A 24,152-nucleotide genomic window follows, 5' to 3' on the forward strand; every position below is an offset into this window, starting at 1 on the left:
TGGGGCAAGCCCTTGAGATATTCAACGGAAAAACAGGCTCCTATTCCGAAGCAGGTTGTGAGGCATCAAACCTGAGACACCGCCAGTCTCTACGCAATTGTCAATCTATAGACATTGGTTTCTCTTTGTATAAACCCTAACTTTTGATATAATGTATTGGCAGCAATTCTATCTGGACTAGAGGTCAAATTAATAGTCTTCATGTTCTTGCTCTTGGCATATGCAATGGAAAACTCCATCAATTTCACACCAACTCCCTTTCCTCTTGCTGAATGATCAACCACGACATCTTCTATCCAAAGTTTATCGCCTGTTGGTATTTTAGTGAACACTAAGGTCAAGGTGCCCAATATTTCATTATTTTCTTCTGCCATAAAAAGCAATGTCGTTCCAGAATTGACAATGGCCTCTAAATCTTTTTTAGTAGGCAACGCACAGTCTGGGGCGAGTTGAGGAATTAATCTCTTAAATGCATCTAAAACCTGGTCGGTTACGGTGAGTAGCTTATAAATCTTCATAGTAACAAATTTAAGAATTTATTTGATTCTAATTCTTTGATTAAAATTGAATTCATAGCAAGATGGCAAATAGTTGGTTAGGTCAGGTCTTTAGGTCTATTTGAACTGTTTATTAAACCTCATAGATTATCCATCAGATTTTAATTAATTTAGACACAAATAAAAACACAATGCCAGAATTACCAGAAGTAGAGGGTTACAAAGTTTATATAGACAGCACCTCGCTGCATAAAAAAATCAGTGCCTTTGAATGTCGCGATGCCAGATTGCTCAAAGCCTCACTCGCAGATTTCGAAAAGCATCTGATCAATCAAGAACTGACCGAAACACAACGCATTGGGAAATATTTGTTCGTAAAAACCTCGGGCAAAAAAATACTCGTCATCCATTTCGGAATGACAGGCCGTCCCAATTATTATAAAGAAAAAGAAGACCGTCCTAAATTTGGACATATTGTCCTCACCTTTGAAAATGGTTTTCATTTTGCCTTTGAGAACAAACGCAAATTTGGTTGGTGGGACTTGATAGACTCCATTGAAGATTATAAAGCTGCTCGAAACCTCAGCGATGATGCACGGGACATCACTTTGGAAGATTTCAAAGCGTCATTGCGCAAACGGAAAACGTTCATCAAAGCAGTACTCATGGATCAGAGTGTGGCTGCAGGTGTTGGGAATTGGATGGCGGATGACATCTTATACCAGTCCAAAATACATCCTGAGCAAAAAGTGCAAGACCTCTCCGAAAAAAATCTTGAAGCGGTGTTCAATGCCATGAAACACGTCATTGAGGTGGCGATTGAGAATGACGCCCACCATCCGGATTTTCCTGAAGATTTTTTAATCCATAACAGAAAGGAAGGTGCTACTTGTTTTCATACCGGCACAGCGATCCAGAAAATAAAAGTGGGTGGACGTTCTACTTATTTCTCTTCAAAATGGCAGATTTTAGATTGAGTTGATTTTCAATCCATTAATTAGAAAGCTGTTATCTTATGAACCTCGCAGAACATGATCAAAAATTAACCTTTTCTTCTTTGTGACGATTAGGAAACATCAAACTAAACATATATCCGAAGCCGAAACAAGAGGCCACTCCAAAAAAGGAATACATTAAAAAGCTGATGTCCGTAAATACGCTGATGTACCATATTAAAAGAGCACTGACCACCAACCCCATTAAGGTGCCCTTAGCATTGGCTTTTTTGGTAAGCATCCCTAAAAGGAACATACCTCCCAATCCTCCAGTAAAAAGTCCCAAGAAACGATAAAACTGATCCCAAAGCGATTTGATTTCAGAACTTGCCATCCATAGTGCCAAAAGCACACCAAGCACTCCGGTTACCATGGTGGCTACCCTCGCAATTCGTAGCAACTTTCTATCATTTACTTTTGGTCTGAAATGCAAATGGAAATCATTGCAATAAGCAGTCGAAACTGAATTCAGACTACTGCTTATACTTGACATGGCCGCAGAGAAAATACCCGCCACCAATAGGCCAGAAACCCCCATTGGCAACTCTCTTACAATATACCATGGAAAGATAGAGTCGTTATTGGAAATGGCTGGCGACAGTTTTCCGGGCATCTCAGAATAGAAAATAAACAGCAGCGTTCCTATACCAAAAAAGATGATGGTTGCCGGTAATGTCAACACCGCATTGGTGTATAAGGTTTTCTGGGAATCCTTGACGCTGGAACTTGTCAAATACCGCTGAACAATGGTTTGATCCGTACCCTGAGTGACCATCGCCGAAGCAAGACCACCAATAAAAACAACCCAAAACGTGGATTCCGTAAAATTAAAATCCATATTGGCAATATTGAATTTATCCCGATCTGATGCATAGGTAATCATATCACCAAATGAGGTTTCAGTATGCAACATAATCCATACTACCGCTAAGACACTACCCCCAAGGAGTACGATCACTTGCATGACATCCGTCCAAATTACAGCTTCAATACCTCCAAAAGTCGTGTAGAATATACACAGCACGCCCATTATTAAAATACTGGTCTCTACCGGAATCCCAGTGACAATGGAAATGGCCAGAGACGGCAATAACAATACAATGCCGATACGTCCTAATTGAAATAAAATAAAAGACAAACTTCCAAAAGCACGAGCGGTGTAGTTAAAGCGGTCTTCAAGGTATTCATACGCCGTTTTTATTTTTAGTTTATTAAAAAACGGAATGAACACAAAAGCAATTAACGGCGTGATGAGAATCGCTGTGATATTCAGAAAAAAGAAAGACCAATCGGTTACAAAAGCTTTGGCAGGAATGGCCATAAAGGTAATGGCACTCAACAAGGTTCCAAAAACACTCAAACCAGCAGCCCACCATGGAATACGCCCACCACCCACAAAATAATCTTCGGTGGATTTCTGTTTGCGGGCAAAATAGAGACCAATCAGGACCGATATCAACAGGTACAAAGCAAGAACACTATAGTTAAGCACTCCAAAAGGATGTGCGGCATCAGCAATCTTAAAACTTTGCACGCCAGAAGTACGGATACCTGGGGACACCTCACCAGAAACGATAATAAAATCGTTGTTATTTTTAAAAGCTAGTGCAGTTACCGGTATTTCGGTAGGCAGTGTTGCATAAACAAACCACTTTTTGGTAATCGTATTGTAGGCCAAAATATCCTTTGAAAACCCTGGGTGATTATTTAAAATCGCATCTCGTCTTGAAGTTAATTCATTTCTTATTGTGTCATTTGCAGCTGTGGGTAATTCTAAACCAATCGTTTCCAATTCATCAAAAAGTATAGCATCACTCCCCCCGTAAACCATAATATGCATGGAGCCCATAACTTCTGCCGAAGCGCCCATCAATACCCTTGGAGCATCTTTTATGAGCAGATCACCTTCCTCGGCCCATGTCTGGTTTTTAAAGTCATAGGATAAGTACGTCGTCAAAGCTCTTGATTTCTGACCTGATTTTTCATTTCTTCCGCCAATGACGAATAGTTTTTTAGTCGTTTGGGTTTCTTGGACAGCAGTCGTATGAAGCACTCTCGGACTCCCAGGAAAATCAGATAGTTTCTCCCATTGTTGTTGACCTTTTAATGACAATCTATAAAACGAATTGGTACTGCCTTTCTCATTATTCCCCCCGATCACATATACAGCATCTTCAAATATGACGGCAGAAGAAAATGCCAATGATTCTGGAAGATTTGGGTATTCAGTAATCTCAACCTCTTTCGTTGCACTATTATAAGCCATTAAGAAAACCTGGTCACTTATAACACTTTCATTATTTCCACCAATACACAAAACACCTCGATCTGTAGATACAGACGCCGAATAACCCAGCGGCATTGGCAATTTCATTGTAGATAACCGCCATTGGTTATTTTCAAATATAAAAACGGCATCACTCCATACCTTTTTACCGCCTTCCCAAGGTAATCCCTCAGGGAAATTTGCGCCACCAGCCGCTAAAAGCACACCATTGTGTCCGCCTCCCAGCATGCCTGCATATCCAATGGAAGCCGTTGCGGAATTCTCTGCAGGTAAATTAGGAAGATCTGTAAGTTCTAATTTGGAGATTTCTTGACTGAACGATGGCATCCAGGCAAAAATGATGACTAATAAAAGTGCGATTTTCTGAATTTTCTTCATTTTAAGAAAGATTACTTATAAATGTGACTGCTTTGTTCGGATACCAGCTAAATTTCGCTCAAATTTGTATGTCATCTTATTTATAAAAACAACATCAAGCCATATCGTCAAAAAATATTGCTAAATATAATAAAATAGAATTAATTGTATTATGTATTACATATTAATTTATAAATTTGCTTTGCACACCGTTTTAATTCCATAATTAGCCTATAAAACTGTACTATCCAACATGACACTTCTAAAAAATTTCTCTTTTTTTATTCTAATCTTATTGATACAGTCCTGTGCCTCCGTTTCAGCTCCAGAACCTGTCGGACCTGTTCCAAGTTCCCATCAACTCGATTGGCAGGAAATGGAGTTTTATGGTTTCATCCATTTCAGCATCAACACCTTTACCGATGTCGAATGGGGTTATGGCGATAAGTCGCCAGAATTATTTAATCCTACAGAATTAGACACGCGTCAATGGGCAAGGATTGCCAAGGAAGCAGGAATGAAAGGCTTGATCTTAACCAACAAACACCACGATGGATTTTCCTTATGGCCTTCTGAATACACAGATTATTCCGTCAAAAATTCGCCATGGAAAAATGGTGAAGGTGATGTGGTTAAAGAATTGGCAGAGGCCTGTAAGGAATACGATCTCAAAATGGGCATCTATCTATCTCCATGGGATAGAAATCACGCCGACTACGGCAAACCAGAATACATTGACTATTTCAGAAATCAGCTAACTGAATTGCTGACCAATTATGGTGATATTTTCGAGGTTTGGTTTGATGGCGCCAATGGAGGCGATGGCTATTATGGTGGAGCGAACGAAGTGAGAACAGTGGATAAAAAAACCTATTACGATTGGGAAAACACCAATGCCCTCATCCGAAAACTACAACCTAATGCGATTATATGGAGTGACAACGGCCCAGATGCAAGATGGGTGGGCAATGAACATGGCTTTTCTTACGAAACGACTTGGTCGCCATTGTTACGGGACTCAATTTATGGAGGCATGCCAGATTATAATATTAAATATGCCATGGGCCAAGAAAACGGCACACATTGGGTGCCAGCAGAAGCAGATGTCTCCATTCGCCCAAACTGGTACTATCATAAATCTGAAGATAATAAGGTAAAAACCTTGAAAGAGTTATTGGATATTTACTATAGATCGGTTGGACAGAATAGTACCCTATTGTTGAATCTTCCTGTGGATAGAAGAGGTTTGGTCCATGAAAACGACGAAAAGCAACTCAAAAAATTAACGGCCCAACTGAAGGAGGATTTTGCAAATAATTTAGCATCTAATGCAAAAACCACTGCAAGCCAAGTACGTGGCAATGCTTCTGATTACAGCGCTAAAAATACAGTTGACGGCAATAAAAACACTTATTGGGCCACTGATGATGGCGTAACAACAGCGTCCATCATTATCGATTTTGGAAAACCAACACTCTTCAACCGGTTTTTGATCCAGGAGTATATCCCCTTAGGGCAACGGGTCAAACAGTTTTCATTGGAGGCTGAAGTTGACGGGAAATGGGAAACTATCGATAACCAAACTACCATAGGTTACAAACGCATTTTGAGACTCGAAGATATAAAAGCAACTAAGATCAGACTGACTATTGAAGATTCGAAAGCCGCACCGCTCATTTCAAATATTGAAGTTTACCATGCGCCGCTCATCGTTGACGTACCAAAAGTAAGCAGAGACAAACAAGGCAATGTGACTTTAGAAACTCCTGAAGATGGTCTGTCTATTTATTATACGTTGAATGGTGACGAGCCATCTACATCATCATTAAAATATTCTGAACCTTTTCATCTCGATCACCCCACGACCCTCAAAACTTTTTCGATTGATCCAGAAACCCAGCGTCAAAGTGAAACCCTTTCAGAAAACTTCGAAATCAGTAAAAATCTTTGGAAGATCATAACTTTAGATGGCACATCGCTTTCCGAAGAGGCCATAGATGAAAATCCACTCACAGAATGGTCAGCCAACAAAGAATTGTTGTCAAATTATAAAATAGACTTGGGAGAAACTACGACCATTAAGGGTTTTACCTACACGCCTACCCAAGGCCGATGGGTTTCTGGTGTGATTACGCATTACAGCTTTTATGGAAGCAAAGATGGCCATCAATGGACGAAATTATCAGAAGGTGAGTTTTCAAATATCATCGCCAATCCGATTCAACAAAATGTGATGTTTGATAAAGCTTCCGATATCAAATACATCAAATTAATAGCCCATAAAATTATGAATGATTCCGATAAAGCGCTTATTGCGGAAATTGGAGTTATTACGAAATAAATTATAGTTATGAAAAAAATTCTTCTGTTTATATTTTTGATCTTAACTTATCATGCTTCATTTTCCCAAGTTGAAATCACTGAACACGAAATCAAAGATCATATCCTATTTTTAGCTTCCGAAAAAAATGCAGGTCGCTATCCTGGCACCAAAGCCAACCGCGATGTCGTAAAATACATCATCAAAGATTTTAAAAAACAAGGCCTTCTTCCTTTGGATAAACACTACAAACAGAAATTCAAGGCCCGTTTACGAGTTGATAAAGGTCAACCTGAAAAACCACTCGCCAAAACTTGTAATGTCGTCGCCTATCTTGAAGGCAACGATCCTATATTAAAAAATGAATATATTATTATAGGTGCCCATTATGACCATTTAGGCATGGGTGGGCCTTCCTCAAAAACAGAACAAAGAAATACAATTCATTACGGCGCCGATGACAATGCCAGTGGCACCGCCACACTTTTGGAAATTGCGGAGAAAGTCGCGGCTAACAAAAGCGAGTTAAAACGCAGCGTTATTTTTATTGCTTTTGGAGCTGAAGAACACGGATTATTGGGAAGTCAATACTTTGTTGACCATCCGTTAGTTCCTCTTTCACAGATTAAACTGATGATCAACATGGATATGGTTGGCAGATTGAATACTGAAAATCATGTGTATATGAATGGCGCCGGAACCTTCCCGGGAGGCGTAGAGTTCATGCAGAATTTAGGTGAATCCTTAAACTTAACTCCAATAGTCCATGCCGGTTCGGTGGGAGGCTCAGACCATGTGTCGTTTTTCAAAAAAGATATTTCCGTCCTTGGCGTTCACACGGGTGCACATCCGCAATATCATCGACCAGAAGACACGGCCGATTTGATCAACGTTCCAGGACAAAAACAAGTAAGCGATTATATTTACAAAGCTTTAATGACATTTGCAACCACCGATTATAAAATGGGATTTATCCCACAAGACTAATATTATCATCAATTTGGGGAAATCCAGAGTAGATTCCTAAAGGGAAATCGCATCCACCCTTGTGGAGCTGTTATCCGTCGAAATGATTTCAGAAACCGCGTATAAGTTTATACATTTTCAGATTGATTTATTGTAAAAACAAAGTTTGTCAACTAATATTTATACCATTCATGAGAGTTATTTTATTTTCTTTAATCGCACTTTTTACGCTGAGTAGTTGCACAGAAAAAAATAGATCCTTTACAGCATCTGAAATAGCCATTCTTCCAAAACCTTCGTCTTTGGATTTAAATGAAAGCTCTTTTGCGATCAAAGACGGACAACAAATTTTCGCAAATCTTGACGAACAGAAAACTGCTGCGGCAGACCTTCAAGCCTATATTTCCGATACTTCTGGTTTTAAAACCTCAGTAGTTAAAAGTTATGGTGCATCTATCAGTCTTGAAAAAAATGAGGATTTAGCTCCAGAATCTTATAAGTTAATAGTGTCACCCAAAAAAATAAGCATTTTGGCCAACGACGCTGCAGGTTATTTTTATGGGGTGCAAACCTTGAAACAATTGATCTCCATTGAGACTTTAGAAGATTCTCAAGACAAAACTTATTTGGTGCCATCGGTTACAATTACAGATAGTCCGCGATTCAAATGGCGTGCCTATATGTTGGACGAGTCCCGCTATTTTCATGGCGAGGAATTCGTAAAACAAATGCTTGACCAAATGGCCCTATTAAAAATGAACACCTTCCATTGGCATTTAATTGACGATGCAGGATGGCGAATCGAGATTAAGAAATACCCACTTTTGACCGAGGTTGGCGCCTTTCGTGCCGATAGTGAAATTGAAACTTGGAAAAGTGGAAAAACTTCGGGAGAGCCACACGGCGGATTTTATACACAGGAGCAAATCAAAGATATTGTTGCCTATGCTGCAGAACGCAATATCAACATCGTTCCAGAATTTGAAATGCCAGGGCATTCCAGTGCTGCCATTGCGGCATACACTTGGTTGGGAACTGCAGGGGAAGCTATTGAGGTTCCAGTAACTTTTGGACGTTTGTACGACAATTATGATGTTACAAAACCAGAAGTTGTCACTTTTATTAAAGACGTTTTAGACGAATTATTTGTGTTGTTTCCATCTGAAGTCATCCATATTGGAGGAGATGAAGTAGGCTATGAAGTTTGGGAGAAATCGGCTTCTGTTCAAAAATACATGAGAGAGCATCATATTAAGTCACCTGCTGATCTTCAGGTTAACTTCACCAACAAAATTTCAAAATATATTGAAGATAACGGCCGACGCATGATGGGTTGGAACGAAATTTTAGGCAAAAACATCCATGCTGATTTTGAGGAAAAGAAAGACGACCAAGAAGCAGAAACCGAACTGGCGAAGAACGCCATTGTCCATTTCTGGAAAGGCGATCTGGAATTATTGACCGAAGCTGCGAAAAATGGGTATGCCATTGTAAACTCGCTGCACAACAGAACCTATTTGGATTATAGCTATGAGTCCATACCTTTGGAAAAAGCCTATAGCTTTGACCCTATTCCTGAAGGTTTGGATGCACAATACCACAAAAACATCTACGGCACAGGCTGCCAAATGTGGAGCGAGTGGACGCCAACCAATGCGGATGTTGAACGGCAAACGTTCCCAAGAATTGCGGCTTATGCTGAAGTAGGCTGGACAGATTTGGAAAATAAGGATTATGACAGCTTTAAAATTGCCCTTAAAAAAATGCAAAAGCATTGGGATGATTTAGGGATCAATTACTTTAAGGATTATGATGGACTTGAAGCTAAATAAGGTTTCGCGTTTCAGGTTTTATGTTCAAGGCCCAATGAAGAAAAAGACCGTGGATTAAATGTCTTAAAAAAATGAAAAAATGAAAAATCTCTCCTCGCTATTAATGCTATTACTCATTCTTAATAGCTGCGAAAGTACAAAAACAAGATCTTTTACAGAAGGGGAAATCTCCATAGTTCCGAAACCTTCTGAAATGGTCATTAAAGAAGGTAGCTTCAGATTCACAGAAGACAGCAAGATTTCTGTTGAAAATGATACGCAAAAACCCGCTGCCAAATACTTATCCGATTTATTCGAAAATGCTGCCGGGTATCCATTATCGATAATAGATACGCGAGAAGAGAGAGGGATTGTTTTATTAAATGACGATGCCATGGCAAGTGAAGCCTACACTCTGGAGGTCACTCCAAAAAAAATCACCATTAAGGCCAGTGATCCTGCTGGCTATTTTTACGGCGTGCAAACCTTACGTCAACTTCTTCCGCCAAGTATAGAGACCAAAAACAGTGATGAGCAAAACTGGGTGGTTCCAAGCATTAAAATTAAAGACACGCCCCGATTCGCTTGGCGTGGGATGCACATGGATTTCAGCCGTCATTTTTTCAGTCTCGATGAGGTGAAAACCTTTTTGGACTATATGGCACTATATAAACTGAATACCTACCACATGCATCTCACCGATGATCAAGGCTGGCGTATTGAAATCAAAAAATACCCGTTATTGACCGAAAAAGGCGCTTGGCGTGTGGAAAGTTCCCATGACATCGCCTGTAACGAATTGGCAAAAACGGATCCATCCTATATTATTGACGAACAACACTATCACAATCGTGATGGACAAAAAATGTACGGGGGTTTCTTTACCCAGGACGAAATCAAAGAAATCATTGCCTATGCCGCAGAACGTCAAATTGAAGTGATTCCCGAAATAGATATGCCTGGACATTTTAAATCGGCCATTGATAATTATCCTTATTTATCCTGTACTGATGAAGCAGGATGGGGCGAACTTTTTTCAACGCCAGCCTGTTTAGGAAAAGAAACGACCTATGAATTCACCAAGAATATTCTATCGGAAATAGCTGAATTATTCCCATCAGAATATATTCATATTGGCGGTGACGAAGTGAATATCCAATCTTGGAAAGAATGTCCGTTATGTCAGAAGGTCATTAAGGACAACAACCTAAAAGACGAACATGAATTGCAATCCTTTTTCAACAGAGAGATTGAAGTCTTCTTAAAGTCAAAAGGCAAACGCTTGATGGGTTGGGATGAAATTGTTGAAGGCGGACTATCCGAAGACGCGACGATGATGTGGTGGCGCAATTGGGCGCCGACCATGAGAGATATTTCGGCAAACAACGGCAATGACATGGTGCTCACGCCGTGTTTTGAATACTATTTTGATGCCCAGCATGATGTGACACCATTTGAAAAAGTATATAACTACGAACCTATTCCTGAAGAATTCACTAAACAACAGGCCAAACATATTTTAGGCATACAAGCCAATTTATGGTCAGAAATGATTCCGAATTTTAAACGCCTGCAATATATGGCCTTCCCAAGGATGCTAGCCTTGGCAGAAACAGCGTGGACTTCAAAAGATGATAAAGATCATGAAGACTTTGAAAAAAGAATGCTGCTTCAATACGATCGATTGGATGCTTTGGATATCAAATACCACATTCCAGCCGTGTCGGGCTTTAAGGACAAAGTTGCATTTCTGGACAAAGCGATTGTTGAATTGCAAGCGCCATTGGAAGGCATGGAGGTCTATTATACAACTGACGGCAGTGTACCTACCAAGCAATCCAACAAATATACAGAACCACTGGAATTCACAGAAACAATCACTTTAAATACGATTGCTTATAGAGGTGACATTGATAGTGACATGCGATCAGCCATAATAGAAAAGCAAACATATTTAGAACCTGTAGAAATCAGTCCAAATGTGGGAAGTATCAAACGATGGGCAGGTGTTAAACAATTTTCTGTGGTAGATGATATTGTTTTACCAAACAAGGCCATGTTCACCTCAGTAAATAATATTGATTTTACTGACCATGATGGCAAAGAACACGTTTCAATGGTGTTCAAAGGCTATTTTTATGCAGAGGAAGACGGGTTGTTCGAGTTCGCCACAAAATCTGATGATGGCAGTTTGTTGTATATAGGTGATAAGTTCGTTGTGGATAATGGCGGCAACCATTCGGCAATGGAGAAAAACGGCATGGTGGCGCTTAAAAAAGGATGGCATCCACTTACGATCAAGTACCATGAAGCCACTGGAGGTGGATCATTAACCGTTTGGTACACCGCTCCAAATGGTGAAAAGAAAGTTTTGAATGGGCCTGCTATTGGGGGATAAGGCTGGGGGGAACTTGATAAAAAAGCTTTATAATCGCAAAGAACGTAAAGCTATACAATGTATTTATTTTAAAAGCATTACGACCTTTGCGCAACATTAGTTCCCGATAGCAATCGGGATTGCGGTAAAAATTACGGCCATGACAAATAATAAATACCAATAAAAATTTGAAAATAAAAATGAAATTATTCTTTAAATCCTTATTCGTTTTTTCAATTCTAATGACCCTCGGTTGTCAGAATGCCAACAAAGACTTTACCGTAACTCAAACCTACGAAGAGCCCCAAGACCCTTCGCCAAGCACCGATGAGAATTGGGCTGCTCTTCCCAACGGAATACAAGCTTCGGTCACCTCAACGGACATCCGTTTTGTAAGAAGTGAAATCCCGAAAATAGAACAACAAAACACCTGGTCAGGAACTGCTTGGAAAGGCGAACGGACTTCTGCACAAGTCGTTCTTTGGAGTAAAGATTCTTTGACCGAAGTCAATACGAAGTTTTTCGAATTTAAGTCGGATTCCGGCGAAACCTTAACATCGGATATTGCCAAAATTAATTTTGTGAAATACGTCATTACCGATGAATATGCCGAAGGCTGTGGCTATAGAAAACCAGAAGACTATGCATCGTCATTGGCTGCTGATGCTTTAGATCCTGTTTCCTCCTATGGCATTAAAGCACAAGAAACACGACCAATTTGGATCACTATTGACGTGCCAGCTGATGCAAAGGCAGGAACTTATAAGAGTACTTTCACGATAGACATTAAAGGACAGGACACCAAAACCATGGACTTTTCCATCCGCGTGATTGATAAAGTATTGCCACCGGCATCCGATTGGAAATTCCATTTGGACTTATGGCAAAATCCTTATGCCGTAGCACGATTTCATGACATTGAACCATGGTCTCAAGAACATTGGGATTTATTAAAACCTATCATGAAACGTCTTGCAGATGCGGGCCAGAAAGTGATTACCGTTTCGCTCAACAAACGACCTTGGGGCGGACAGACTTTTGATCAATTTGAAGCGATGATCGAATGGCGAAAGAAGGCCGATGGCACTTGGACTTACGATTACACAATTTTCGATAACTGGGTGCAAATGATGATGGATCTTGGGGTTAAAAATCAGATTAGTTGTTATTCGATGGTGCCGTGGGGCAATGAATTCTACTATTTTGATGAAGCTGAAGATAAAGAAGTAAAAATAAAAGCCGCTCCGGGAACTGAGGCCTATAACGACCTATGGATTCCGTTTTTGGAACAATTCAAAGCCCATTTGGAGCAAAAAGGTTGGAATACCATTACAAGAATCGCCATGGACGAACGCGGACCAGCAGAAATGAAGGCCATGTTGCAATTGCTCAATGCCCATGCCCCAGAATCTGGCGTCTCTTTTGCCGATAACCATAAAAGTTACAAACTTTATCCCGATGAATTAAAGGATATGTCCGTTGCTTTTGGCGACCCAGTTGATGAAGAAGATTTGGTCGTAAGAAGAGCCAATGGCTATATCAGCACGTTTTATGTCTCCTGTGCAGATGACTTCCCAAACACTTTTACCTTTTCGGCCCCAGCGGAAGGCACATTTATAGGATGGTACACCATGGCCGCCGATTTTGATGGTTTTTTACGATGGTCTTACAATAGCTGGACCGAAAACCCACTGCAAGATTCCCGTTTTGTCACCTGGCCTTCTGGGGATACCTACATTGTATATCCTCACAACAGAAGTTCCATTCGCTTTGAAAGACTTAGAGAAGGCATTCAGGATGCTGAAAAAATCAGGATTCTGAGAGAGGATTTATTAGCTAGGAAACTGTTGGATGAACTCCATCATTTGGATTTAGTCGTCGCCCAATTCAACATCACTTCAAAACCTAAAAAAAACTTAGAAACCATGCTTAATGACGCAAAAAACACTTTGAATATTTTAGCAGAGAAAATTAATGAAAAATAAGGTTTAAGAACCTTTCTAACATCTCATATTGACGTGATTAAAACACAAAAATTGACAAGCAAAACTATTTTTATGAAAATTTCACTTACTCGATTATTTCTTATGATGACCTGTTTTGGTTTTGCACAAAACACAACCATCAATCCGACCCCTCAACAAACCGTGATTTCTAATTATATAGACACGCCCACTCATTTTAAGCTCAAGCTAAAAAACGTGGACCAAGCCACACAAAACTTACTCTCCGAATTTTTTAATGAGGATAATACTTCCAATAAAGGTTTTACGGTTACCGTAGGAGACATAAATGATCGGTTCCATAGAAAATTTCTAAAAAAAGTACCACAACATCCAGAAGGTTACTTTATCAATAGCAGTAATAAAAAGATTACGGTTATAGGCAGAGATGCACGAGGCACTTATTACGGCGTGAGAACGTTGATAGCATTATTGGCATCAGATGAATTTCCTCAAGGTGAAATTATTGATTTTCCTGATGTCACTGCTCGAGGTGTAGTAGAAGGGTTTTATGGCACGCCATGGAGTTTTGAGCACCGGATGCGCCAAATCGATTTTTATGGTCAAAATAAATTGAACACCTATATTTATGGACCAAAAGACGATCCTTACCATAGCTCTCCAAATTGGAGAAAACCTTATCCCGAAGATGAAGCCGTCCAATTAAAAAAGCTGATCGACAGAGCAGCATCGAACCATGTCGATTTTGTCTGGGCCGTTCATCCTGGAAAAGATATCCAATGGAATGATGAGGATCGAAATGCCTTACTTCATAAATTTGAACTCATGTACGATTTGGGCATTCGTTCCTATGCTGTGTTTTTTGATGATATCTCAGGAGAAGGCACCAACCCAACACAACAAGCTGGGTTATTGAACTTCTTACACAATAAATTTGTAACCGTCAAAAAGGACGTCAAGCCATTAATCATGTGCCCTACCGAATACAACAAAGGCTGGTCCAAACCTGACGGTGGGTATTTAGAAACCTTAGGAAAAGAACTGGATCCTTCCATCAGGATGATGTGGACGGGCAATACTGTGGTGTCGGATATTGATCAGGAAACTATGGATTGGATCAACGCCAAAATTCAGCGTAAGGCATTTATTTGGTGGAACTTTCCTGTTTCGGATTACGTGAGAAATCATTTGCTTTTAGGCCCAGCTTATGGCAACGGAAAAGATATCGCCGATGATGTTTCTGGCTTTGTTGCCAATCCGATGGAACATGCCGAAGCGTCTAAAATTGCTATTTATGGTGTAGCAGATTACACTTGGAATATGTCCGCATATCAACCCGAGAAAAATTGGTTGTCAGCCTTAAAAGTAGTCATGCCCGAAAGCTATAAAGCCCTGGAAATTTTCGCAAGCCACAATAGCGATTTAGGTCCGAATGGCCATAAATACAGACGTAGTGAATCTGTGAGTTTTGCACCACAAGCGGATGCATTCCTGAGAGACCTTGAAGCCAATCAACAAATTGACAATTTTGAAACCGTCCAAAAGGAATTTCAAGCGATGGTGGAAGCCTCCTATATTTTATTGAACAGTAAAGATAATCCGGTGCTTTTGGATGAGATCCGCCCTTGGCTCAAACAGTTCCAACTCCTTGGACAGTCAGGTCTTGCCATGTTGAATATGTACACGGCATTACAAGAAAAACAAACGGACGATTTTGAAAGAAGTTATCAAGCACTCAAAGCTATTAAGGCAAAAATGTATGCGATAGACCGTACCGAAAACCAAAACCCTTACCAACCCGGAGTTAAAACTGGGACTTTAGTAGTTTCACCGTTAATCGATAAAGGGTTTGCATATTTAACCAACGCTTATAACCAAACCTTTGATAAACATCTGGAAGTAGAGGCTAATTATAATCCGCATCAATTATTAACAAATATTGCCCAACTTCAAAACCAACAAGTCACTTTACAAGAAAGAACCTTAGCCTTAAACCCACCATTGGAAGTGATCCGCTTAGAGCCACAATCTTATTTTGGTTTTGAATTGCAGGATGTAACGCAGGCAAAAACCATAGCCTACAAACTCTCGCCAGCTGCAGTTTATGAGCATTTGGTGCTTGAGGTTTCAAGCGATGGCGCCGAGTGGACTTCTATAAAAACGGAAGCTAAAGAGGACACTGTAAACGCTTCTGTCAATAGTGAAGTTAAGTTTATAAGACTCATGAACATCTCAACGGAAATAGAAGAAGCTAAACTTGAGCATTTTACTGTTATGTTGAAGTAAATTCATAAATCACATCGTATTTTATATTAAATAAAAGGCAAAGTAAATAGCAATGCTTTGCCTTTATTTTTGATCTGAGCGTCCTAATTCCACTATTATTCCAACCCTCGCTATAACGTAAGTTAATTTTCCAGTCGGCTATAAATTCTTTCATATAATAACGTGCTCATTTAAAACAATAGCTATATTAGAGACATGATTATCTAAAATTCCGAATTTATGACTCAATGTTTTTCAATCGATAAACAGCGTACGAATAGCATCATTTTATTGGTTTTTATATCAAGCTTTCTGATGTCCTGTCAAGATAAAGCTGTCCATGGGAATTCACTTCAAGACCATTCTTTAACTAAAGAGGAAAGACTCGATTTGTTTTTAGAATCGCCTATTACGATTAACTCCAGCGCTAACGAACAGCGATTAAACATGATCAAATTCCATAAGAGCTATATCTTAAATGATAACCCACATTTTAATGCGGATAGTGACTCTATTAGTAAGGCATCTTCAAACAGCTATGTTATCCTAGCTGGTTCGCATTTTGACAAAGAACAAGATTCCTTAATTCGATTGGCTTCAAATTCAGATGTGATTGAGATTTTAAAAAACAAATATGTGGAGCGTATTACCTATATGAGAGTAGGCTCAAACGGTCTACAACTAAATTATGGCGTGCATTTAGGTATGGCATTGGATGATTTCACGAAACTGTTCCCATTAACAATTGACGATCACTTTATCGCATCATATAAGGACAACGACTCTTTTGAAGTGAACTTCATCTTTAATCAAGACAGCAAATTGTTAAAAGAGTTTAACTATTTATCAATAATTGATTGATTATTTATCTCGCTACAAATTTCTATCACTTCTTATAAAGTTCAATATAATGCTTATCCAGCGTTTCTGAATCCTTGTACTTTTTACGGGTCTCCTGAAGTTTCTGCTTCATTTCAGCAACCACAGTGGCATATTCAGGATCGTTGATCACATTGTTTATTTCCCTAGGATCTTTTTTGCGATCATACAATTCCCATTCGTCAACATCATAATAAAAATGGATGATCTTATAATCCTTGGTAGCGATGCCATAATGCCTTTTAACGGCGTGTTCCGCAGGATATTCATAATAATGGTAATACACGGCATTTCTATCCCAAAGTTCCTTCTGGCCTGTTAAAAGCGGCACCAAGCTTTCGCCTTGCATGTCCTTTGGCGCAGTAACACCAGCAACTTCAAGAAAGGTTTGTGCAAAATCCAAATTCTGTACCATTTCATCTTCCGTAATACCTGGCTTAATTTTATTTGGCCATTTGATCAATAATGGGGTTTTAAAGGATTCGTTGTACATAAAACGCTTGTCAAACCAGCCGTGTTCACCTAAATAGAAACCTTGATCGGAGGTATAAATGACGATGGTATTATCAGCAAGATTTTGGTCATCCAAATAGTCCAGCACGCGACCTACATTATCATCAACCGAGGCAATAGTTCCTAAATAATCCTGTAAATAACGTTGGTATTTCCAAACCGTAAGTGTGGAGTCGTTCATGGTAGGATATCGTTTTTTAAAATCTTCATTGATAGGTCCATAAACAGCATCCCAACTGGCACGTTGTTCTGCATTCATAGTATACAAACTTTCACCGAGTTTGCTCCATTGCTCTATATCAAGTTCCTTAACCGTTTCTGGCGTTAATTTATTATCGTTGATGAGCGACATGTGTTTTAAGATGCCCATTTCGGCAGTTTTGGCTGCAGTACCTCTTGTTTTATAATCATCAAATAAGGTTTCTGGTAATGGAAAGGTCTTTTGTGTAAATTCCTTATAATACTTTTCACTTGGCAACCAGGCGCGGTGTGGTGCCTTATGCAAGTACATCAACATAAATGGTTTGTTGGGGTCCCGGCGGTTTTTCATCCAGTCCAAAGTCAGATCGGTGGTGATGTCGGTGACGTAACCCTCAATGATCGTATCTCCTTTTTGGGTAATAAATCGCGGATTGTAATAATCACCCTGCCCAGGTAAAATCTTGAATTCATCAAAACCTTTCGGATTATTTCAAAAGTGCAATTTCCCAAACATGGCCGTTTGATAACCTGCTTTCTGAAGGATTTGCGGGAAAGTAACATTGGTGGTATCAAATTCACTTAAGTTATCTATTTTACCATTGATATGGCTGTGCTTTCCAGTAAGGATCACTGCTCTTGAAGGCGCACATATAGAATTGGTGACCGTCGCATTGGTAAAAAGCATTCCTTCTTCAGCAATCCGATCGATATTGGGCGTCTGTATCAAGGTCTTGTCGTAAGCACTGATGGCTTGGTAGGCGTGATCATCGGACATGATGAAAATGATGTTTGGTTTTTCATTTGATGCATCATCTGTTTTTGCAGAAGTTTTATCTTGCTTACAGCCTACCATAACTAGGGAGACAACAACAATGAATAGTAGCTTAAAATAGTTCATGTAAAATTTATTTTTTAATTTAATGCTTTTCGGTTTTTAAAATCTGCAAGGTATCATCGACCATATCTGCGGTTCTAATATATTTCATTCTTAAGTTTTGACCAATTGAGGTTTTTATTCTATCGCACTGTTTCATTGGCCTATTCTCTCCGTGTAACTCTGTGGAACTCTGTGTCACAACTATTAATCTCCCGCAGATTTGCTTCGCCAGTTCGTTATCGCCAATCAACAATCCCTAGTCTTAACTATTCAAAAAGCGCCTCCACCCCTTCAATCCTAAAAGATTCATTTTCAGGAGTCCTATGTTCTTTTCTGACGATATCATAAAACTTTTCCACCATTTCCGGATGTTGATCCATGATATTATGTTCCTCTCGGATATCGGCATCCAAATCGTACAACTCGACTTCCTTATTGCCATCTTTAATGTTTTTCCAGATCATTTTCCATTTGCCCATTCTCACGGCTACTTGTCCGTTATACCCAGCAAACTCCCAATAAAGGTACTCATGCTCCTTTTGTTTTTCGGTATTCGTAAGCGTGTTATAAAAGCTAATGCCATCGGATTTATAGTCGGTTTGCACGTTAGCAATCTCGTTTAAGGTAGGCATGACATCGTAAAATGCCGACATATGATCTGTTTTTGATCCTGCTTTTATTTTAGCTGGCCAAGTGGCAATCATAGGCACTCGAATTCCACCTTCATATAAAAATCCTTTTCCTTTGCCGTAACTACTATCAAATGGCGCCGCGCTGTCAAACCAAACGGCGTCACCACCACCGGCCGAGCTTGGCCCATTATCAGAAGTAAATACAATGAGCGTATTTTCATAGAGGCCTTCTTTCTTTAGATATGCGACCAATTTACCCACATTTTCATCCAAATAAGAAATCATCGCCGCATAGGTAGCGTGCGGGTATCGGGTTGGAAAATAATCCACGTTTTTGTCCTCAATAAAAAAATGGGGTTTTTCGTCACCAAATTTATTCACGTAATAATCAATCCATTTTTGGGGCGCCTGCAATGGCACGTGTGGGATTGGACTTGCCCAATACACGAAGAACGGTTCCTTTTTATTTTCATCAATAAAATTCATCATTTTATCAAAAATCAACGTCGGACTATAATCGGGTTGTGTATATTTTTCATAAGATGCCGCTGCCATCGGATCAGCGCCTTTTGATAAACCGAAGTGTGGCGAAATGGTGTCGTTCCTTAAATGGTAACGGTTTTCATTTTCATACAGATGCACGGGGGTGTAGGTATGCGCTTGTCTTTGACAATTGTATCCGAAAAAATAATCAAAACCCATGGTCGTAGGAATGGATTCAGTGTGTGGCGCTCCCAAGCCCCACTTTCCAACAATGGCAGTTTTATAATTGACTGATTTTAATTGCTGGGCAATTGTGACGGTATTTTTTGGCATCGGACGTTGCCCTTCCAGACTAGAATCTGCAATCATTGAGCGATAGTTAAAAACATCACCACGTTCTCTCCATTCGTCATTGCCACGAATGCTCGCGTGTCCGCCATGCAAACCCGTTAACAATGATGCACGCGCTGGAGCGCAAACAGGTGATGCCGTGTAATGTTGGGTAAACAACAAACCTTCTTTTGCCAAGGCATCAATGTTAGGCGTTTCAATTTTTGTCTGCCCGTACACACCCAAATCGCCATAACCTAAATCGTCCGCCAGAATATAAACGATGTTTGGTTTTTGATTGGTTTCGATTTTAGCGGATTTTTTAGCCGTTTTATCTTGACAGCCAAAAAGGGATACTATTAAAATAAAAGTTGTAAAAATCTGAACTATTTTCATGCGATAAACTGTTTTTAATTTATAGTGGTGATGTATGTTTTTGCTGTTTTTAATCCTTTACCAGAAACGGTGAGTTCTATTTTACCGACATCTTCAGCCGATTGTACCAGTACCACCAATTTACCACTAAATAATTTCATGGTCGGTAGATGAAACATTTCCAATGAGGTGGCATCGCCATTGGCAGCCGCTCTATACGTTCCTGCGCCCGTGACGTTGAAATTTAACTGATTGGTAGCTGTTGGACACAGAATACCGTTTTTATCTACAACGGATACGGTTACAAACGCCAAATCCTTGCCGTCGGCATTGAGTTGGGTTCTATCTGCTTCCAATACTAACTGATAAGGTTTACCTGCGGTATGAGTTTCTTTTTCTGCAACAGGCCGACCTTCGCTATCAAACGCCACCACTTTTATGGTACCAGGTTCATAGATCACATCCATCCACATCAGGCGGTATCTGTTTGTTGGCGAGCTCATATTTTTTTTCTGAACGCCCATGCTTTTGCCATTGACAAAAAGCTCGGCGCTTTCATAACTTGTATAGACAAATACAGGCGTTACTTCGCCTTCACGGCCTTCCCAATTCCAATGTGGAAGTATATGCAAGGTTTCGTCTTTGGTATTCCATCGACTGCGATAGAGATAATACCGATCTTTTGGCAATCCCGCCAAATCATTGATCCCAAAATACGAACTTCGCGACGGCCACATATCATCATAAGGTGTAGGTTCGCCCAAATAATCAAAACCAGTCCAAACGAACTCCCCAATTACCCATGGTTTATCATCCTGTAATACAAAATCCTCATCGGGGATATTAGACCAACTGCAAGCTTCCAAATCATAAGAAGAGGATTGCAAATCATTATATTGTTTCATTTTTGCTTCCACAACAGGGAATTTATAAATACCTCGGGAACTTACGGTCGAAGCCGTTTCTGATCCCAGAATCAAGCCTTGTGGAAAGGCTTTATAAGCCTCCTCATATAAATGCACCCGATAATTCAACCCAGGAATGTCCAATACCGCTCCAAATCCCGAGGCCATCGTCGCTTCTACCTGATCCATACCCACGGTGACCGGTCGGGTGGGATCTTCACGATGGAAGATGTCCTGAAGCCATTTGGCCCGTTTGGCGCCGTCACTTCCCCATTGGTCCGGCACTTCATTCCCAGAACTCCACATCACAATGCTGGGATGATTTCGGGTGGCCTGAACCAAGTTGACAATGTCTTTTTCCGCATCTGTTTCAAAATAGAGATGGTAGCCATTTTCAACTTTCGGCTTTGCCCATTCGTCAAAACTTTCTGCTAAAAACAAAAAGCCCATTTCATCACACAATTCGAGTTGCTCGAACGAAGGCATATTGTGCGAACTGCGGATGGCATTGGCACCCATATCCTTCAAAATGGTGAGCTGCCTACGTAATGCTGCAGTATTTACTGCCGTACCAATCGGGCCCAAATCGTGATGCAGACAAACGCCTTTAAATTTAATGACCGAATCGTTTAAACTGAAGCCTTTTTCAGCTTCGTATTTTATTTTGCGAATGCCGAAGCGCGTTGAAATTTCGTCTTTTAAGTGATTTCCCATATAAAGCTGGGAAATTGACGTATATAAATAAGGGGTTTCCGGACTCCACAACTTCGGATTGGATACGGCAATATTTTGCTCAAACTCGTTGTCATAAAGTGTTTTTGTTGTATCGGTCGCCACGATTTTCCCGTCAGCATCTTTAATTTGTGTTACCAATATCAGATGCTCTCCAGACACTTTCGTCTTGACATTGACCTTCGCCAGCTCTGACGAGATAAATGGCGTGGTTATAAAAGTTCCCCATTGATCTATGCTTGCTTTATTTTTGACAATCACTCTGACATTGCGATACAAGCCTGCCCCAGGATACCATCGTGAAGACCGCTCTCGATTGGTTAACTTAACAGCCAAGGAATTTTGTTGGTCGGCAAGGATATGATCTGTTATATCGAAATAAAAATAGCTGTACCCATAATTCCAACTGCCAATTTTTTTGCCATTGAGAAAAACTTCGGGTTCACTCATAGCACCTTCAAAGAGAAGGATCACTTTTTTTTCAGCGGAAAAATTCGGAATGGAAAACTGATTGCGGTACCAGCCAACGCCAATATAGGGCAAGGCGCCTGTGCGTCCGGTTTTTTCGGTAGCCACCTCTTCGCCATTTTGGACAATGGCGACGGTTTGCTTGTCTATGTCCATATTGAAGGGACCTTTTATCGCCCAATCGTGTGGTACGGTAACGGACTCCCATTTTGAATCATTGAAGTCGGGTGCGTAGGCATTTTCCACATCGCCTTTATGAAAACGCCAGTTTTTCTCTAAAGTCAAGACCTCTCTGGTTTTATTTTGACCAAATACGGATACGGTCAATGCCATCCATAGGGCAATGAGCAGCGAGATCTTACTTCTTTTATGCCCTATAGAAACATCAGTAATCTTCATTTTGGACTTTAAATACATTTATATATCATTTGGGCAACACATTAAATCATCATTTACAGATTATCGAAACACCGGTATTTAAGATGTCGCCTCTACGAGGCTCGTTTTAATTTGTTATTCTTTTTTACAAAGATGTCATCCCTACGGGATTAATATGCATAGGAAATAGAGCTCTGCAGCAGCGCCATCTCAACGCACGATATAATTATTTCTTATTTATTCTGAAACACATTGAACGGTTTTGACGTGCCATCAAGGGTCAAAACAACGACCCCGTGTGAAGGCACTTGAAAACCCAATGCTTTATCCGTACTCGTCCCAAAATCCTTCTTGGCCCATAAATCGCGGTAGCTATAGCCTTCAGAAGGGTCCAAACCTACAGTCTCTAAATCAAAAGAGATCATTGCCGTTTTGTTTGATCTGTTCAACAAAGTGACCGCCACTTTTCCGCTCATGGTCGAGATTAACGGTTTTGCCCAAACTTCCAAATCCCCACGATCAACCAGTCGGCGCGCTTGATAGACCAAAGGGTCTTGATTGAGTGCGATAAGCTCTTCGTTGGTCAATATAGCTATGGTTTCATCGCTCATATATCGCAAATCATTTCCTGCCAAAAGCGGTGAATTCATCATGCACCACATGGTAAAATGTGTTTTATCTTCTTCATAAGTCATTCCTCTCCCCACTTGCAACATGTCCATATCGTTGACATGACCTGGAGAGGCATATTTCCATAAATCGGCATTCAAGTCGATGATGTTTAGGATCGAGCTAAATTCGTTGGAAATATCGCCTGAAATGCGCCACGAATCGGCAATTTGAAGTGCCCATTCTCCAGGAAATTCCCATCGGCAGATATTAAAAACCGTATTGGGCTTGATCTCTTTAATGATATTGGCGATTTGAGTGTAACGGGTTTCTTCATCAAGCCCAAGCCACTCGCCACCACACCAATCGACCTTGATAAAATCGTAATTCCAATCGTCAAGCATCAGTTTCAAATCTTTTCGATCATGTCCCATCAGTCCGGAACCAACACCAATCGTGTCCTTATCCCATTGTGAAGCGCAGGTATTGATGCCGGCGTCAGAGTAGATTCCAGCCTTTAAGCCTTTGGAATGGATGTAATCTGATATCACTTTCATCCCATTGGGAAACCGTACCGGATGGACGAGCAAATTACCATGATCATCACGACCGGCAAAAAATCCATCATCCACATTGATATAGGTGTATCCAGCCTGCGCCATCCCCGAAGACACCATAAAATCTGCTTGCGCTTTAATGACGTCTTCATTGATATTCACACGGAAATTATTCCAGCTGGACCATCCCATAATGGGTGTTTGTGGTTTCTTTATAACAGGTGAACTATTTTCATTTGAATCAAACGGTCTTAGGTCTTGCTCTTGATTTTTACAAGACGCGAGCATTATCACCGCTAATAAAAGACCATATTTTATCATTTCACTTGATTTATAAAAACCAATATCGACTTTCTGCGTATTGCACTAAAGTC

At 40.2% G+C, this 24,152-nt stretch carries 13 protein-coding genes and 1 pseudogene; 8 read left to right on the forward strand and 6 right to left on the reverse strand.

Annotated features, from left to right (window positions below; genetic code table 11):
* Positions 1–89: 89 nt before the first annotated feature.
* Positions 90–518 (reverse strand): GNAT family N-acetyltransferase, encoded by a 429-nt coding sequence (locus J4051_RS10635; RefSeq protein ID WP_208233852.1) that lies wholly within the window; start codon positions 516–518, stop codon positions 90–92.
* 170 nt (positions 519–688) lie between these two features.
* Between J4051_RS10635 and J4051_RS10640 the strand changes: the two genes are divergently transcribed.
* Positions 689–1,474, forward strand: a complete 786-nt coding sequence (locus J4051_RS10640) for an Fpg/Nei family DNA glycosylase (RefSeq protein ID WP_208233853.1) — start codon at positions 689–691, stop codon at positions 1,472–1,474.
* 58 nt (positions 1,475–1,532) lie between these two features.
* On the opposite strand, the gene J4051_RS10645 is transcribed toward J4051_RS10640, so the two are convergent.
* The gene (locus J4051_RS10645; RefSeq protein WP_208233854.1) at positions 1,533–4,157 is read right to left on the reverse strand and encodes a sodium:solute symporter family transporter; all 2,625 of its coding nucleotides are present in this window, start codon (positions 4,155–4,157) and stop codon (positions 1,533–1,535) included.
* A 232-nt stretch (positions 4,158–4,389) separates the two neighbouring features.
* Between J4051_RS10645 and J4051_RS10650 the strand changes: the two genes are divergently transcribed.
* The 7 genes from J4051_RS10650 to J4051_RS10680 all read left to right on the forward strand — a co-directional run bounded on the left by J4051_RS10650 (position 4,390) and on the right by J4051_RS10680 (position 16,700).
* The gene (locus J4051_RS10650; protein WP_208233855.1) at positions 4,390–6,477 is read left to right on the forward strand and encodes an alpha-L-fucosidase; all 2,088 of its coding nucleotides are present in this window, start codon (positions 4,390–4,392) and stop codon (positions 6,475–6,477) included.
* Positions 6,478–6,486: 9 nt separating this feature from the next.
* Positions 6,487–7,443: a M20/M25/M40 family metallo-hydrolase gene (locus J4051_RS10655; protein ID WP_208233856.1), complete on the forward strand. Its 957-nt coding sequence runs from the start codon at positions 6,487–6,489 to the stop codon at positions 7,441–7,443.
* A 170-nt stretch (positions 7,444–7,613) separates the two neighbouring features.
* Entirely contained in the window at positions 7,614–9,254 is a 1,641-nt protein-coding gene (locus tag J4051_RS10660) for a beta-N-acetylhexosaminidase (RefSeq protein ID WP_208233857.1), read from the forward strand.
* Positions 9,255–9,333: 79 nt separating this feature from the next.
* Positions 9,334–11,631 (forward strand): family 20 glycosylhydrolase, encoded by a 2,298-nt coding sequence (locus tag J4051_RS10665; RefSeq protein WP_208233858.1) that lies wholly within the window; start codon positions 9,334–9,336, stop codon positions 11,629–11,631.
* Positions 11,632–11,810: 179 nt separating this feature from the next.
* The gene (locus tag J4051_RS10670; protein WP_208233859.1) at positions 11,811–13,595 is read left to right on the forward strand and encodes a DUF4091 domain-containing protein; all 1,785 of its coding nucleotides are present in this window, start codon (positions 11,811–11,813) and stop codon (positions 13,593–13,595) included.
* A 72-nt stretch (positions 13,596–13,667) separates the two neighbouring features.
* Entirely contained in the window at positions 13,668–15,860 is a 2,193-nt protein-coding gene (locus J4051_RS10675; RefSeq protein WP_208233860.1) for a beta-N-acetylglucosaminidase, read from the forward strand.
* Positions 15,861–16,079: 219 nt separating this feature from the next.
* On the forward strand, positions 16,080–16,700 hold the full coding sequence (locus J4051_RS10680; protein WP_208233861.1) for a hypothetical protein: 621 nt from the start codon (positions 16,080–16,082) through the stop codon (positions 16,698–16,700).
* Between the two features lie 25 nt (positions 16,701–16,725).
* Here the strand turns inward: J4051_RS10680 and J4051_RS10685 are convergent.
* The 4 genes and pseudogenes from J4051_RS10685 to J4051_RS10700 form a co-directional block, all read right to left on the reverse strand.
* Positions 16,726–18,330 (reverse strand): annotated as a pseudogene (locus J4051_RS10685) (sulfatase family protein).
* A 245-nt stretch (positions 18,331–18,575) separates the two neighbouring features.
* Positions 18,576–20,150: an arylsulfatase gene (locus J4051_RS10690; protein WP_208233862.1), complete on the reverse strand. Its 1,575-nt coding sequence runs from the start codon at positions 20,148–20,150 to the stop codon at positions 18,576–18,578.
* A gap of 14 nt (positions 20,151–20,164) precedes the next feature.
* Positions 20,165–22,567 carry a DUF4982 domain-containing protein gene (locus tag J4051_RS10695; RefSeq protein WP_208233917.1) on the reverse strand — a complete coding sequence of 801 codons (2,403 nt, stop codon included), beginning with the start codon at positions 22,565–22,567 and terminating at the stop codon, positions 20,165–20,167.
* 278 nt (positions 22,568–22,845) lie between these two features.
* Positions 22,846–24,099, reverse strand: a complete 1,254-nt coding sequence (locus J4051_RS10700; protein WP_236027359.1) for a glycoside hydrolase family 27 protein — start codon at positions 24,097–24,099, stop codon at positions 22,846–22,848.
* Between the last annotated feature and the right edge of the window lie 53 nt (positions 24,100–24,152).

The sequence above is a fragment of the Gelidibacter pelagius genome (genome assembly GCF_017581925.1).
Classification (GTDB): domain Bacteria; phylum Bacteroidota; class Bacteroidia; order Flavobacteriales; family Flavobacteriaceae; genus Gelidibacter; species Gelidibacter pelagius.